The organism is Yersinia enterocolitica subsp. enterocolitica (genome assembly GCF_901472495.1).
In the GTDB taxonomy this organism is placed as follows: Bacteria; Pseudomonadota; Gammaproteobacteria; order Enterobacterales; family Enterobacteriaceae; genus Yersinia; species Yersinia enterocolitica.
Genome location: NZ_LR590469.1, coordinates 2,598,848 through 2,613,916 on the forward strand (window position 1 = coordinate 2,598,848; position 15,069 = coordinate 2,613,916).

Genomic DNA, 15,069 nt, shown 5'->3' on the forward strand with positions numbered 1-15,069 from the left:
ATTCACTCCTTCAGAATTATTCCACTTCTATCTGTTTCACCTGCAAATTGCTGCCACTCTCTACTTGCAGAGCATGGCTGCCGCAATGCGGGCACCCGGCATCATGCCGTTCAATGGCAACGCTGTTGCTGCACTCCCAGCACCAGGCCACTGCGGGCATGTAGCTGAGATGCAATTGGCAATTTTCGGCCAGTGTTTTGCGGCTGGCGGCTTCGAAACTGAAGCGTAAGGCGCTCTCTTCAATACAGGAGAGCGCGCCAATTTCCAGCCAGACCGCGGTTATCCGTGTAGCACCGTTAAGCCGCGCCTGTTTTTCAATCAGCTCCAACGTGCTGAGACACAAACTGATTTCATGCATGCTGATTCTTTATTTGGCTAACTTTGTTAAACAAAGCCCGCCGCCGTGGGTTGGCAGGAGCATCGGCATCCATCACCGGCAGTGAGAGCGCCATACGCGCACTTTGCTCCGCCAGTTGTAACGCCCGTTCAGCACTGAGCGAGGTGTCCAGCGGTGACATCAATGAGCGGCTCAAATACTGGCCGCAACCGGCGATTTCGCTGACGGTAAAATCTATTTCGCTGACAATAAAACTAATGCTGCCGCAAGGAAGTGCCAGCATCAGGCGCTCCCCCACCGCACGACGTTGCCAGCTCTGCTGCGGCCCTGGTAATACCACTAAACTCAGCATCCACGGGGTCAATAACGCGCCGATCCATTGCTGCTCAAATAACTGAAATCCGCAGGCGCGCAGCGGAATGTGGTCACGGTAAAAGGGTAAGCCGCGCATTTCATCGGCAGCCACCTGGCCGAAAACCTGTTCCAGCAATGCCGCTGGATTTTGTTCATGACCGGCAATGACATCAAACATGACTTTCTTCTCGTGCCTTGAGGGTGATCCCACTAGCATGTAATGCCACCAGAATCTGTTCCAGCGCTGGCTCTATGGCCCGCGTGACCGTTGGCGTCAGGCCGATATTCGGTGCCAGTGATTCGGGTACCACCCCCACCAGAGTCAGCTGGCGCGGGAACTCATCGGTCAATTGCAGCGCCATCAGCACATCACATAACCCCAACTGATGCGGTGACACTTTGCGGCTAAACATCGCCGGGATCTCTTTATCGCGCAGTACCGCAACACTGCCCGGTGGTTGCCCGGTTAGCACCGCATCAGCCACAATCAAATGCTCGCGGTTCGCCATAGCTTCCATCAGTTCCAGCCCAGCAGTGCCACCATCCAGCACGTCAAGCTCCGGTGGGATGTGAAAGCGCTGCTCCAGCGCTTCAACAATTCGCACACCGACAGCTTCATCACTGAGTAATAAATTACCTATACCTAATACCAAAATCCCCATCACAGCACCTTGACTTTGGTCACTTCGTTGCCCGTTGTATCAACAATATGTACAGCACAGGACATACACGGGTCGAATGAGTGAATGGTCCGCACCACTTCGAGTGGTTTGGCAGGATCTGCAACCGGTGTCCCCACCAGCGCTTGCTCGTATGGCCCCGGCTCATCATTATAATTGCGAGGGCCAGCGTTCCAGGTTGATGGCACCACCGCCTGATAGTTGGCAATTTTGCCATCCTTGATAACCACCCAGTGCGACAACATGCCGCGCGGCGCTTCTTCAAAGCCCACACCACGGATTTCGCCGCTCAAAGGAATATCTGGCTTGATAAAGGTTTCGATATCACCAGTACCAATATTGGTGACCAGTGCCGTCCATTGCTGGGCCAAGGTTTCATGCAGCACACAGCAATGCACCGCACGGCCAATAATGCGCCCCAGAGTCGATGGTAATTGTTCGGCGGTAATGGCCTGCCCGCTCAGTTTTTGGTAAGCCGCACCGATGTCAGTGAAATGCTGTTTAGTCGGTACATGTCCGGCGGCCAGCCCGCACATGAGCCACGCCAGCGGCCCCACTTCCACTGTTTTGCCGTAGAAAGTCGGTGCTTTTACCCACGAATATTTGCCATCTTCCTGCCAGCCGGTGTAATTCGGGTTGGTTTTCCCCTCCCACGGTGCCAGCGGTTCGTCGTCCTGATACCAGGCGTGTTTGCCGCTCTCGGCGATACCTTCTATCAAGTACGGATCGTTGTGATTGGCTATCGGGCGGAAAGCCCCCTTTTCCAGATATCCCCCCGGCAACAGGAAGGTTTCCCCTTTACGATCGGTTGGCAGCTCCGGCACGCTAAGGTAGTCATCCGCCCCTTTGCCCAAATTGAGCCAGTTCGGATAGTGAGCGGCGATCACCGCGGTATCGACCTTATAAACCTGCTCAATAAAGCTGCCCAGCCGGTCAATAAAGGATTTCACCAACATCAGGCGTTCCAGATTGAGCACACTTGGCATATCCAGATTAATAGGGTTGGCAACCCCACCCACTGCCAGATTCTGAATATGCGGTGTTTTGCCGCCGAGCACCGCCACTATACGGTTGGCATCGCGCTGGCACTCCAGCGCTTGCAGATAATGTGCCACCGCAATCAAATTGACCTCTGGCGGCAATGCCATCGCCGGATGGCCCCAATAGCCGTTGGCAAAAATACCTAACTGCCCGCTGGCGACCAAATCTTTGATTTTCTGCTGCACCCGGGTGAACTCTTCCGCGCTGTTTAGCGGCCAACTGGACAAGCCACTCAGCATCGCAGCCGCTTTTTGTGGTGAGGCTTGCAGTGCCGAAGTGACATCCACCCAATCCAGTGCCGAGAGTTGATAGAAATGCACGATATGGTCATGAATACTGTGCGCGGCCAGAATCAAATTACGGATATGCTGCGCATTAACCGGCACTTCCATCCCTAATGCATTTTCCACTGCCCGCACCGAAGCAATGGCATGAATGGTGGTACAGACGCCGCAAATGCGCTGCACAATCATCCAGGCATCGCGCGGATCATTGCCTTGTAAAATTTCTTCCATGCCACGCCACATGGTGCCGGAGGACCAGGCTTTAATGACTTTGCCGTCCTCAATTTCGCAGTCGATCCGCAGGTGCCCCTCAATACGGGTGACGGGATCAATGGTGATGCGTTGGCTCATGCTTTACCTCTGTCTGATTATTCTTATGTAACTGTCCGTGAGCAGGAAGCACCGGCAACAGTCGAATCAATAAAATGTAGGCACAGACCTCAATGGCAACGAAGCCGATGGAGATCAGGATTTCACTGGTGGTGGGAAAGTAGTTATAGCCGCCGCCGGGGTTGAAGGCTAAGAGTGAATAATTGAGCCGCCACAGCGCCCCACCACTTATCATGCAGAGCGCCCCGATAAACAGTAAGCGGCTATCTTCTCTGGCCCGCCGAATACGGAAGATCAGTAGCGGCAAGGCCATCAGGACAATTTCAGCCCAGAAAGCGATGGCATAGCGGTCAAAATGCCACAAATATTCGGTCTTATGGCGTACCATAACTTCACCGAGACGTAGCACGATAAACAGCAGTAAAAAGACGTCGATGATGGTGGTTAATCGTGTGAATAATGGCGCTTCATTGGCTCCCCGCCCCCGTAATCCGGCCTGTACCAGCGAGCCTTCGAAAATAACAATCGAGAAGCCCAAAATGGCGGCGGTCAGTAGGGAGAACAGCGGCAACATCTCGTAGCTTTGCCATAACGGATGGATCTTGGCACCGGCGGCGATCATTAATGATCCCATTGAAGACTGATGCATGGTCGGCAACAGTGCACCGAGCGCGATAACAAAAAACATCACTTTGTTCAGCCGCTTCAGCGAAACTTTCCACCCTAACCGTTCAAACAGCGCCGGAGCAAACTCCACTGCCATCACACCGATATAAATGGTCATACAGACGGCGGTTTCGAATAGCACCGAATTGACGTTGAAATGGCCGGGAATAAAGAAGTAAGGCAAGTTCCAGTAACGGCCCACGTCGATGGTGATGGAAAGCCCACCGAGCGCGTAACCAAACAAACTGGCGAGTAGCGCCGGGCGCACCAGCGGGTGATATTCGCCCCGATTGAACACGTAAACCGCCCAGGCTAATGCCCAGCCGCCACACGCCAAACCGGTGCCGACCAGTAAGTCGAAAGCAATCCAGATACCCCACGGGAAGCCGCCATTCAAGTCACTGACCGACCCTAAGCCCAGTACCAAACGTTTGACAATCAACAGCGCGCACAGCACGACAAAAGGCGCTAACAGCATCACCGGCCAACTGACCAGCCGCCCACCCAGTGGGCTGGATTTATGCATCGTCATCATGGCCGTCCTTATTATCGTGCTTGTCAGTATCGCTGTCTTTGCGCTCATCACGGGTATTGCGATGCACCAACGCGGTAACCCCCGCCAATACCGCCAGCGGTAGGATCATGCCTTTGTATAAGGTGTGCTGGACATGCTCAGAACGCGCGCCAGTCGCCAGTTCTGCCAGAGGGGGCAAATCAAGTTTCTCGGTCGGAATGCCAGCCAGCACTAATACCTGAGTGCCGCCGCCCTCTTTTTCACCATAAACATGCGGGTCATAGTGGGCAACCGGATGCTCGTAGGTGTCATTGGCGCTAAGTGTTTGGCGCGGGAAGCGATAATTCTCGCCCGGTTTCAGCGTCAACCGTCGCTGCGCCTCGGACAATAACTCCTCGCGGGTGCCGAATATCACCGCTCCAGTCGGGCAGACCTCGACACAACCGGGTAAGCCGCCTTTATCCAGCCGCTCGACGCCCTTCTGGTTGCACAATTCACATTTATGGATCTTGCCAAACGGGTTGTGATAATCGTATTTCGGCACATTGAACGGGCAGCCGACCATGCAGTAGCGGCAACCGGTGCAGACATCCGGGTCATAGTGAACAATGCCGGTTTTAGCATCTTTGCGCAGCGCACTAACCGGGCAGACGGAAACACAGTTAGGATCAACGCAGTGCATGCATTGCTTTTTGATATAGGCGTAGCCATCTTCCAATTGATCTTTATGAATACCCGCGCCGCTGGTCCAGACCTGAATAATGTTGTTGGTATAGGGGCTGAGTTTGTCATTATCCGCCCAAAGCGCGTTACCGCTGGCATAGCTTTTACCCTGATCAAACAATTCACTATGATTGACCTGCTGACATTTACTCACACAAGCCTGACAACCAACACATAACGTGGAGTCATACAACATGCTCAGCGCGCCGGGGATCGGTGGCCGATTTTGCACCTCGGCCTGGGTGCTGGGGGAAAGCCCCGCCAACAGCACGCCGCCGGAGGCTAGTTTGAAAAAGTGACGTCGGTTCACGGCTATTCCTCCCGCGATGAGTGATCGTCATCTTTGCGGCGCTGCTTCTGTTGCCGCCCCAGTTCACGTACCGTCATCAGGCTGACACCGGCGACCAATCCCACCACGCCACCCAGTAGTGCCGTCGCAGTGGTCGAAATCTCGCCGCCTTCTGTATTATGAATGAGGGGTTTTTCAGCACGCGGTGTCGGGTTCTCGACATTCGCCAGTTGGGCGATGCCTTTGGTGAAGCCAATCCCTTCTTCATTACAGCCATAGCAAGGGTGCCCAATCCCCACCGGCCAGATGCCGCCGCCAACATCGCAGAACTCCAGGGTCGGGCAGTTGCCGTAGGTCTCCGGCCCTTTGCAGCCGAGATGATAAAGGCACCAGCCCTGCCGATGACCTTCATCGCCAAACTGACGGGCAAAACGGCCAGCATCAAAGTGTGGTCGGCGCTCGCAGTTTTCGTGGATCAAGCGACCATAAGCAAAGGTCGGACGGTTTTTGCTGTCCAATGCCGGTGGTCGCCCGAAGGTAATGATATGGGCCACTGTTGCCAGGAAATTATGTGGATTGGGTGGACAGCCGGGAATATTTATCACCGTTTTACCCGGTAGCGCCGCTTGCAAACTCACCGCACCAGTCGGGTTCCCACCGGTCGCTGGCACACCGCCCCAGGCGGAACAGGAACCAATGGCAATAATGGCCGCCGCATGTTCTGCGGCTTCACGGATATGCTCAACAATCGGTTTACCCGCCACCATGCAGTAAATTCCACCGTCTTTCAGTGGAATCGACCCATCCACCACCAGCACATATTTTCCTTTGTACTGCTCGATGGCCCGGTGTTTATTCTCCTCCGCTTGCTCACCAAAAGCAGCAGAGAGCACTTCGTGATACTCCATTGAGATAACACTCAACAGCAGGTTCTCAATGGTCGGGTGAGTTGAACGTAACAGTGATTCAGTACAACCGGTACACTCCTGAGCGCCAATCCAGATAACCGGCGGGCGCTGGGGTGAACTGACTGTGTTGGCAATTTCAGCGGCAGCCTTGCTACTGAGACCCATGGTGGCCGCCAATGCAGCACAAAGCTTCATAAAATCACGACGGTTAACGCCATGCTGGGAAAGCATGCTTTTTTCCCCTGTATTATTATTCTATTGTTCACATACCCGATATTAACAACGGGCATATCCCTATAAAAAACGCGGCTTTCTGTTAATAGTTTGTAACTCTGCAACTTTAATTAAGTTGATCTTTATCAATGGAAATTGATTGAATAGGGACAGGGGAAATATCTGTGAACTAAAACCGTTTCAGCAACTATTTCATTTGCCAGAAATTTAAAAATCTGTCAGGTAGCAATATGAAGTGGGTTAATACAATTGAATATCATTAGGCCCAAAAGTGTGATTCGCTATAATGAATTTAATTAATTATTAGTTTTTTTAGTTACTTAACTAGAAACAAAAATTTCACTTTCATAAAAAATGAAATGAGAAAAATTCGTAAATATAAATCTGACCCGGCAATTTATAATTAATTTAACAGCGGCACTAATATGAATTGTTAAATCTGGCGGCTATCAGATTTTTATCAATTTCATTCAGTTTGAAGATTTGTCATCAGTGTTTTTACCCTTTTTAGCAGCATATCTTAATGTTACAAAACGGATCATCATGGGATAACAGCTGAAATATAATGAGTTAATTATGTATTTTGTGCATGAATCAATTTATGGCAAAGCAAGTCGTGCTATGATTAATTTACCGGTCACTATTCAACCGGTTATGTGATAAATGTTATCTGGCAACAACTTCAACCAGGAAGGGTCTCTATGATTAAGCCACTCATTGCTGTTGCTATCGCCGTTGCCACACTCAGTGGTTGCGCCAATAATAATACTCTTTCAGGCGACACATTCAGCAGTTCTCAGGCCGGTCAGGCCCAGGCGGTCAGTTACGGGACGCTGGTTTCGGTACGCCCGGTCACGATCCAAGGCGGAGATGGCAATAATATTGCCGGTGCCGTTGGCGGCGCGGTGGTCGGCGGGTTCCTGGGTAACACTATTGGTGGTGGAACAGGCCGTCGTCTTGGTACCGCAGCAGGTGCTGTTGCTGGTGGGGTTGTGGGTCAGCAAGTCCAGAGCATGATGAACCGCAATAGTGGGGTCGAATTGGAAGTGCGCCGTGATAATGGCACCACCTTCCTGGTGGTTCAGGCTCAAGGGGTAACGCAGTTCCAACCGGGCCAGCGAGTCACTATTGCGACTCATGGCAATACAGTCACTATCACACCACGCTAAATGCTCACTATGTTTTAAGTTACAGGGAGGATTAGCTGCCTCCCTGCACCACCAAATCAATAGGGTATCTAATAGTTTTATTTCATCATCATCGCCAGTGGCAATACCTCACTCCAGCTGCAAATAGCGTTCAGATTTATTATCATCCAGAGTAATGAGCATGTTCTTCAATTCTACAAACTGAATAGCTTTGTCACCACGGACAAAAGATTTGCTGGCAGCCACTAACTCACGGTTTAATTTCGCCCAAAACGTATTATAGCTAAATAGAATTTAGCTGGTTAAGATAATTAAGCATAGGAATAACCACATTCTCAAAGAAAATTTTTCTTTCTTGCTATCCATTTATACTCTTTATGCCGCAATTAGGATCATAACTTTATCATCTCCAAATAGAGCAACATACATGTCAACACCCAACCAATTGATTTAAATTAAGATTAATAATTTCACAGGAAATTTTTCTTCCTAACAAAGGAATTGACGAGGAAAGATCAGCTAAAAAACTTCCCAATCATCAATACTGCAAGTCACTCTCGCCGACTTCTCCAGTTTATTAAAGACACTGCCAGCGATCGTGCTTACTCTTTACCCTTCACCAAAGATAAATGCGTTCCGCGCTTAATAATGAGAAGTATTGATACGACTACTTGCCTGGGATTGTCGAAAAATAATATGAAAAACTACACGTATATCGTTAATCATTGGTCAATTGATATGACTTCAGGTTTTATCACTCACCAAATCACGCAAGAACAAAAACGGTTGGGTAAATATCAGCTCAAACTTGTTTCAGCTTTACTGGAACATACCGATGAAGTTTTATCTCGCGAACAATTAACCCAACGGGTATGGCAACACCGGGTTATTGGTAACAATAGCCTGCCTAATGCCATTCATACTTTGCGTGTCGCGCTGGGTGATAAAAATAAGCAGCGGCGGATTATTCAAACTATTCCGAAAATGGGTTATCGGATAGATCCCTGCTTTTGCAACATTATTGCCATTGCTGAAAGCACTGAAACCAAGCTGGTTAAGTCCCGTGCCCCCGTGGTTAACGAGCAGACTGTTTCCATCATATCAGGGCAAACGGCGGATAGTTCAGAAAACGAACAAGCTGCAATGACTGTAGAAACGGGTCATCACTCACGAGTATCGATACCTAACGCAATAATGCCTACGCAAGGTATTTTCAGCAACAAACGTCTTTCTGCCTGTTTGTTATTGGCCATCATGGTAATTTTCGGTTTGAATTATTTGATACTGCAACAAAATGATGGCTCAAAACATCATACCATCGAACAAAATCCGTACGATTATATGAGTTCATTCCAGCCAACGGTGAGTAATGATAATTTATCATTAGCATCAGAACGCTCGACCGCGGAGTGATTTTACCCACCGCAATTCTGAGCGATCCCCACTAAATCAGCGCTAATAAATCAACACCATATTTCGGTAGGTTTTGGCGAGGTGATTAAGAACGGTGCTCAACACCGTTCGCTTTAAAATTAGCGGGGAATGTCGCATGACATTCTCCACTAACGTCAGATACGAGATTACCCACCGTGATTTAATGCTGTTGGCCTGGTATCTCAGATGTAACCCTTTGTTTTCGGACTCGTAGCCCACAAGCCACAGCACTATTGTGCTCAGTGTCGCCAGCAGGCTCAGTACCAGTATTCACCCTTGCAGTCCAGCCGTATCTGGGTATTTCCCCTGATACGCCCGATAAAATTCCATCCGAGTGATTTTATATGTCTGAACCATGCATTCCTGAACCCAGCATCAGTAACAATGATGACCTGGCCGGCGGGTTAACCGCACCGGAAAGAGCATCAAGGAACGCTTTCTGTATCAGCGGGTTCTGCTGTTTTTCTGAAGAAACTATCCAGCTTAATAAGGGGATTGAACGTCCGTCACAAATAAGGCTGGCACGAAGTACATGATGTTCCTGAGAAGGATAGCCACTCCAGTCAACGGCTATAACACACAGAGATAACTGACTCGTCAGTCATCGATATAATTCTATTAAAAATCAGGTGGATATCTTGGTGTGGCGACTCATTTCCCAGCAAGCGATCAACTCGTTTTATTTTATTGTTGACCTAAGCCGAGCCGGGTAAATAACGGCCGATACTGGTCAACGTCAGTGATGCGCCATTAATTAGTGAAATGGTGGCATCCAACAAAGTATTTTGTCGGTATTTGTGAAACGGTGTTAAAGCATCATGGAAGAAGTTTTGATATACTTGGCGAGCAGGCAAAGAGGTGATCTCCTTGAATTGGTTGCACAATCAGTAGAACACCTCTATGCCTGTCTTTTTTTCACCCTCCCATTACTGGGGATTCCTCAGCACCTAAATTGGGCAAATGTAATAAGGAATTAATGGGTTTGATTGCACATAATGCCTGTTTAGTTTATAGAAATGGGAATATAAAAAACAGGCGATTGCATAAAAATATCACAGTGTTGGTTTACTGAATTTTTCGGTGATAAACTGCGTTATAATCATAGCGAATATGGCATGCAATTCTTGGGATGGATGTGAATTGTCATTAAAAGAAAAGTTATGATTAATATTCAAATTTTCTTTTTTTCCAAACTCAACATATCCAGAATGATAGGCGTGTTCATTTTCATATCCCAGTTTTTTTGCTTCAGATAGAATATCTTTTAAATGTTTATTAATATCAAAAAAATGAACATTAACACCTTTATTTTCTATTTTAATCCTATCAATAATATATTCTAATTTAAAATTATGTTTTTTAGAAATGTTAGATATTTCATCCCGACATTGCTGATCATTCATCTTCATACCTGGTGTTATTGAGGGATCAGGAATTCCCATAACCAATATATTTTTCACTCCATTTTTAATCATTTTTTTGATATTTTTTTCTTGACTATGGACAACTTTATCAACATCTCGTTTATGGAACGTCATATAATCATTTGAACCAAGGGATACAATAGCCAAATCAGAATCATTAAAATGTACCCCTTTAATTTGCTTAGACATATTAGACATAAACCGGTAAACAGGATTTAATTTACTGTAGTTGGCAGAAACCGCGCCCCCCTCAGCTTTATTAATGGTTTCAACATTCATATTTTTTGGTGAGGTCAGGAAATCAACCCAAGTAAATCCATTGGTAAACCTTCCTTTATAGTATTGTGATGCAGAGGGTAACATACCAAGTGTTTTTTTACGCATTCTACCTTCAGCGTCTGAAAGACTATCGCCAAAAACATACAGTTTTTTTATATTAGTAGAATCATGAAGCTTAACCTTCGAATTATTTACGGCCACAAAATTTTTCGCTAAGCAAAATTTTTCATTGGATAAGTTTTGAGATGCAGGCCCGTCCAGTACATCCTGACTGGAATTGTTATTCCTATCTTTCAGTGAGGGAGAAAAAGATCTGTTGTGGTTTAAATTAATAATCATAATTTCCTCTGGATTTATATAAAATAATAAATAATTATCTCTATACAAACATGAGTAAACAATCTCATTGGGTGAGACCGACAAGAGATAATACCATCTTAAATACATTTTTAATTCTTAAATAATTATAGTGTTTTTTTAAAAATCGAACTTTAATATTTCGATTTTAAATTTCTCTCTGATATATTTACAGTCTATCATGATAAAATTTAGACATTATTTCCCTTATTAATATTATGATAAACACTCGATATCAATACCATCTTCACGCATATTGGCCAACCGATAACGTAATGCTCGCGGTGTAATACTCATAAACTTCGCTACTTTAGATTTATTTCCCTGAACCGTTTAAGTACATCAACAATATATTGCTACAGTGCCAGGCGGTCACGTAATTTAACATTACTGTTTCCATGAGTAAACGGAACACCTGATACTGAGTATACCAAATTATCTTCTAATGATTTTTTGGCTACAGATGTGTATATCGACGTTACAGGTAATCCCAAATGTGTAATATCCCCCCCGTTATTGCTCATAAAAATATTCTATATGTACTAAATAAATATGAAGAAACATCCATGTGTCGCCATATAAATCAGAAAAGTTAATTGAAATTAACTAACTATACACCAACAGATTGAAATAGATTAATTAAATAAAAATAAAAATAAAAAAATCAGATAAATAAATATATTATAATGAGGTGTTGATTTCATAAAAAATAATAAACCATTCGTTTTATGGTGTTAAAATTAAATATTTAATTTACATTAAAACGAGTGCGTGTAATTGTTCGCTAAGATACCTGAGGAATGAGGAGGATTAATTTCTTATGGCTATAGCTAAAGAAAACACCCCGCCAGCATCTTGCTAGCAGGGTGACAGTTATTTAAATTAATATTATTAAGCAGCCTGAGTATTATCCGATAGATTAAAAGCAGACACCGCCTCAGTCAGTTGACGAGCCTGTTCTTCTAATGAAGCAGCCGCGGCAGCAGATTCTTGTACCAATGAGGCATTTTGCTGTGTGACACCATCCATTTCTGCAACCGCCTGACCAATTTGGCTAATTCCTCGACTTTGCTCATCAGAAGCAGAAGCAATTTCGCCCATAATATCGGTCACATTCGTCACCGCCTGAACAATGCTGTTCATGGTTTCTCCCGCTCTCGAAACTTGCTGTGACCCCATATTAACCCGTGATACCGACTCACTAATTAGCCCTTCAATTTCCTTGGCCGCCTGCGCACTGCGTTGTGCTAAATTGCGGACTTCACTGGCGACCACCGCAAAACCGCGCCCTTGTTCACCGGCACGCGCTGCTTCAACCGCTGCGTTTAATGCCAGAATATTGGTTTGGAATGCGATGCTGTTTATCACGCCGATAATATCGGCGATGCGGCGTGAGCTTTCGGTAATACTACTCATGGTCGCAACAACATCATTAACAATGCGGCCCCCATTTTGGGCTGTTGTCGAAGCATTCTCGGCTAATTTACTGGCCTGATGGGCATTCTCGGCATTCTGTTTCACCGTCGCATTTAACTGTTCCATGCTGGCAGCGGTTTCTTCTAATGCCGCAGCTTGTTGCTCGGTACGCGAAGAAAGGTCGGCATTTCCAGCGGCTATTTCGCCCGCACCGGTGTAAATCGCATCGGTGCTACTACGAATAGTCGATACTGTATTTACCAGGCTATTTTGCATTTCTTGCAAATAAGGGATTAATTGTCCAACACAGTTACGACCAAATTCAGCCATTGGTCTGCCTAATTGCCCTTGTGCTAATCGTCTAAAATGCACCTTGATTGAATCCAGTGGACGCACCAAATAGCTGACAATATAACGGTCGGTTAATATCAAAATAACGATGCCAGCAATAAGTGCCGCCAGTAACGCCCGCTCACACCACGTGACCAAAGACTCCACTCGCAAACTGGCTGCTTCTGTTGATTTATCCACCGCCGAATTGTATTTCTCGATTGTGGCGCCAAACTCCCGGCTCAATTGTGGATACTCATTGTTAAACATGCTGTTATAGTCTTCAAAGCGATTTGCAGACACCGCTTTAAACATCGGTTCAATCCCTTTATCCAACAGTGTTGACCAGCTTTGGATGGTTTTCTCTGTCAGAGCTGTATCCATTTCTTCATGAGATTGCAGCTTAAATTTCTGCAATGCTTCTTGTGTGTTTTTAAGAGCGACACTGGCTGAAGCTAATTCTCGATCAGCATCGGCAATGGCCCCATTTTGACGATAAGCTGCCGCACGCGTTAAACGAGTAACCACACGGAAATATTGGTCATTACCCCGATTAATAATATTAACGCTTTTCTGTTGTTCCGAGCTCAGATGGAGGGAATGCGTTAATTTGTTAAGTGAAAATAATGTAAATGTTGAAACGCCTCCCCAGAGCAACAAAAATATAACAAGAATAGAGAATAACGCCATCCTGATGGTGATATGTTTTAGAAAATTCACGGGAATACCCCTGTGTTTTATTTTTTTAGTTTATTTCCTTGAGATTTCAAGGTGTTTATCGCTGATAATTTACGCAGGGAAAAAGCTGATTATCAGGATTAAGCAATAAAATAGCATAAAACCAATACAAAAGATCAAGAGCGCCGATCAATAACAGCTAACCAATTGATTTCATCTATTAAAATGTAAACAAGCATCGCTCATTTTCAATCGATAATTCATTAGTAAATTTCAGTGTTTTTTCAAAAAATATGTATTTATTTTGAATATAAATACAGCACCTTTATCTAATTAAGTTAGAAATTATAAAAATATCAATTAATTTAATTACAGAAGGTCATTACCCTCTTTTACTCTGACAGAATTAAATATCTTATTAAATAAGATTAGACGTGATAAATAAAATTCTAACAAAAATTCACGTCAAACTATCAGGTGAAATATAAAGCAGAATTTATCTATTTATCAGAATGGATTCTTTAGACGTTTTTTGGATAATCAATTAAGGCAGGAGAAATAACTATTTTATTCATTAATCCACTGCCAAGTGCAGGGCAATGCACTTGGCAGCGTTAAGCCCAGGATCAGTGCAACTCAACCTCTGCGATGGGGTAGATCACCGAGAATAAAGTCATTGATGATACTGTCGAAGTCCTTATCGCTGCTGAAACCTAATGCTTTGGCATAATGAGCCTCGAAATTTCCAGGCCAGGAGTTCACAATCTTCTCAATGAGTGGATCTTGCTGAACTTTAATTAGATCAACCACTTCAGTACCTGCAATACGCCGTAATGCATCGATCATCTGTTGCACGCTAACAGATAATCCTGGCAGATTAATCACTCGCCCTGACTTGAGCTGACTGGCATCCAATTGATGACCGTGGATCAGGTTATTAATCGCCATTTTCGGCGATAACAACCACAAAGATGTTTGTGGACTCACCGGGCAAATCACCTCAACGCCCTGTAATGGCTCACGAATAATACCGCTAGCAAAGCTGGAAGCGGCGCGGTTTGGTTTACCGGGCCGCACCACGATAGTGGGCATTCTCAAGCTACGACCATCAATAAACCCTCGGCGGGTATAATCTGCCAGCAATAAGTCATTCAAGGCTTTTTGTGTTCCATAGGAACTTTGCGGCGCCCAGACCTGCTCATCGGGCACTACTGCCGGTAACTCACCACCAAATACAGCCACTGAACTGGTAATAATGACTTTAGGACAGTGCCCTAGCTGGCGCGCCCGTTGCAGTAAGCCGCGGGTGGCATCAAAATTGATGCGCATTCCCAGATCAAATTCTTCTTCCGCCTGACTGGAAACGACCGCCGCCAGGTGGAAAACAGTGTCAACCTGCCGGTCAAAAATACTCGCCAACCATTGCGAATCAGCAATATCACCACAGAAAACCTGCACTCGCTCATCGGTAATCGCACTCAGCGGCACCACATCACAAGCCATAATTTTGTTAATACTGCGCTGATTACCCTGGCTATCCGTCAGATAATCCAGTGTTAATAAACGTTCAATTAATCGACGCCCCAGAAAGCCGGCAGCACCTGTTACCATTATGTTCATCGTCATATCCTTTTTTATCTGCG

11 protein-coding genes and 3 pseudogenes are annotated in these 15,069 nt (G+C 45.9%); 2 read left to right on the top strand and 12 right to left on the bottom strand.

Annotated elements, in window-relative coordinates; genetic code table 11:
- Nucleotides 1–16 precede the first annotated feature (16 nt).
- Genes hypA through hybO form a run of 7 tightly spaced genes read right to left on the bottom strand, consistent with a single transcriptional unit; the run spans nt 17 to nt 6,357 of the window.
- The gene (hypA, locus tag FGL26_RS12415) at nt 17–358 is read right to left on the bottom strand and encodes a hydrogenase maturation nickel metallochaperone HypA (protein WP_005173942.1); all 342 of its coding nucleotides are present in this window, start codon (nt 356–358) and stop codon (nt 17–19) included.
- The gene (gene hybE, locus FGL26_RS12420) at nt 351–869 is read right to left on the bottom strand and encodes a hydrogenase-2 assembly chaperone (protein ID WP_005173946.1); all 519 of its coding nucleotides are present in this window, start codon (nt 867–869) and stop codon (nt 351–353) included. Before hybE ends, hypA begins: the two co-directional genes overlap by 8 nt.
- Entirely contained in the window at nt 862–1,353 is a 492-nt protein-coding gene (locus tag FGL26_RS12425; protein WP_138060241.1) for a HyaD/HybD family hydrogenase maturation endopeptidase, read from the bottom strand. The genes hybE and FGL26_RS12425 overlap by 8 nt, the downstream gene beginning before the upstream one ends.
- Nucleotides 1,353–3,047 carry a hydrogenase 2 large subunit gene (gene hybC, locus FGL26_RS12430; protein ID WP_005173951.1) on the bottom strand — a complete coding sequence of 565 codons (1,695 nt, stop codon included), beginning with the start codon at nt 3,045–3,047 and terminating at the stop codon, nt 1,353–1,355. The genes FGL26_RS12425 and hybC overlap by 1 nt, the downstream gene beginning before the upstream one ends.
- Nucleotides 3,025–4,224 carry a Ni/Fe-hydrogenase cytochrome b subunit gene (gene hybB, locus FGL26_RS12435; RefSeq protein ID WP_005173953.1) on the bottom strand — a complete coding sequence of 400 codons (1,200 nt, stop codon included), beginning with the start codon at nt 4,222–4,224 and terminating at the stop codon, nt 3,025–3,027. Before hybB ends, hybC begins: the two co-directional genes overlap by 23 nt.
- Complete coding sequence (gene hybA / locus FGL26_RS12440) at nt 4,211–5,239, bottom strand: hydrogenase 2 operon protein HybA (RefSeq protein WP_005173955.1); 1,029 nt, start codon at nt 5,237–5,239, stop codon at nt 4,211–4,213. The genes hybB and hybA overlap by 14 nt, the downstream gene beginning before the upstream one ends.
- A 2-nt stretch (nt 5,240–5,241) precedes the next feature.
- Nucleotides 5,242–6,357 (bottom strand): hydrogenase 2 small subunit, encoded by a 1,116-nt coding sequence (gene hybO / locus FGL26_RS12445; protein WP_005173957.1) that lies wholly within the window; start codon nt 6,355–6,357, stop codon nt 5,242–5,244.
- A gap of 704 nt (nt 6,358–7,061) precedes the next feature.
- Between hybO and FGL26_RS12450 the strand changes: the two genes are divergently transcribed.
- Complete coding sequence (locus FGL26_RS12450) at nt 7,062–7,529, top strand: outer membrane lipoprotein (RefSeq protein WP_005157253.1); 468 nt, start codon at nt 7,062–7,064, stop codon at nt 7,527–7,529.
- 675 nt (nt 7,530–8,204) lie between these two features.
- Nucleotides 8,205–8,532: pseudogene (locus tag FGL26_RS21960) on the top strand (winged helix-turn-helix domain-containing protein); the annotation flags it as partial.
- Nucleotides 8,533–8,963: 431 nt separating this feature from the next.
- On the opposite strand, the pseudogene FGL26_RS12460 reads toward FGL26_RS21960, so the two are convergent.
- The 5 genes and pseudogenes from FGL26_RS12460 to denD form a co-directional block, all read right to left on the bottom strand.
- A pseudogene (locus FGL26_RS12460) lies at nt 8,964–9,796 on the bottom strand (IS4 family transposase).
- 198 nt (nt 9,797–9,994) lie between these two features.
- Nucleotides 9,995–10,984 (bottom strand): SGNH/GDSL hydrolase family protein, encoded by a 990-nt coding sequence (locus FGL26_RS12465; RefSeq protein ID WP_005173974.1) that lies wholly within the window; start codon nt 10,982–10,984, stop codon nt 9,995–9,997.
- 234 nt (nt 10,985–11,218) lie between these two features.
- Nucleotides 11,219–11,394, bottom strand: a pseudogene (locus FGL26_RS21965) (helix-turn-helix domain-containing protein); the annotation flags it as partial.
- A gap of 499 nt (nt 11,395–11,893) precedes the next feature.
- Complete coding sequence (locus FGL26_RS12475; RefSeq protein ID WP_005173977.1) at nt 11,894–13,468, bottom strand: methyl-accepting chemotaxis protein; 1,575 nt, start codon at nt 13,466–13,468, stop codon at nt 11,894–11,896.
- 594 nt (nt 13,469–14,062) lie between these two features.
- Entirely contained in the window at nt 14,063–15,046 is a 984-nt protein-coding gene (gene denD, locus FGL26_RS12480) for a D-erythronate dehydrogenase (protein ID WP_005173979.1), read from the bottom strand.
- Nucleotides 15,047–15,069 lie beyond the last annotated feature (23 nt).

What these genes read in the sequence shown, in the direction of transcription:
- hypA (WP_005173942.1), bottom strand. Translation starts at nt 358, where the DNA reads ATGCATGAAATCAGTTTGTGTCTCAGCACGTTGGAGCTGATTGAAAAA.
- hybE (WP_005173946.1), bottom strand. Translation starts at nt 869, where the DNA reads ATGTTTGATGTCATTGCCGGTCATGAACAAAATCCAGCGGCATTGCTG.
- FGL26_RS12425 (WP_138060241.1), bottom strand. Translation starts at nt 1,353, where the DNA reads ATGGGGATTTTGGTATTAGGTATAGGTAATTTATTACTCAGTGATGAA.
- hybC (WP_005173951.1), bottom strand. Translation starts at nt 3,047, where the DNA reads ATGAGCCAACGCATCACCATTGATCCCGTCACCCGTATTGAGGGGCAC.
- hybB (WP_005173953.1), bottom strand. Translation starts at nt 4,224, where the DNA reads ATGACGATGCATAAATCCAGCCCACTGGGTGGGCGGCTGGTCAGTTGG.
- hybO (WP_005173957.1), bottom strand. Translation starts at nt 6,357, where the DNA reads ATGCTTTCCCAGCATGGCGTTAACCGTCGTGATTTTATGAAGCTTTGT.
- FGL26_RS12450 (WP_005157253.1), top strand. Translation starts at nt 7,062, where the DNA reads ATGATTAAGCCACTCATTGCTGTTGCTATCGCCGTTGCCACACTCAGT.
- FGL26_RS12465 (WP_005173974.1), bottom strand. Translation starts at nt 10,984, where the DNA reads ATGATTATTAATTTAAACCACAACAGATCTTTTTCTCCCTCACTGAAA.
- denD (WP_005173979.1), bottom strand. Translation starts at nt 15,046, where the DNA reads ATGAACATAATGGTAACAGGTGCTGCCGGCTTTCTGGGGCGTCGATTA.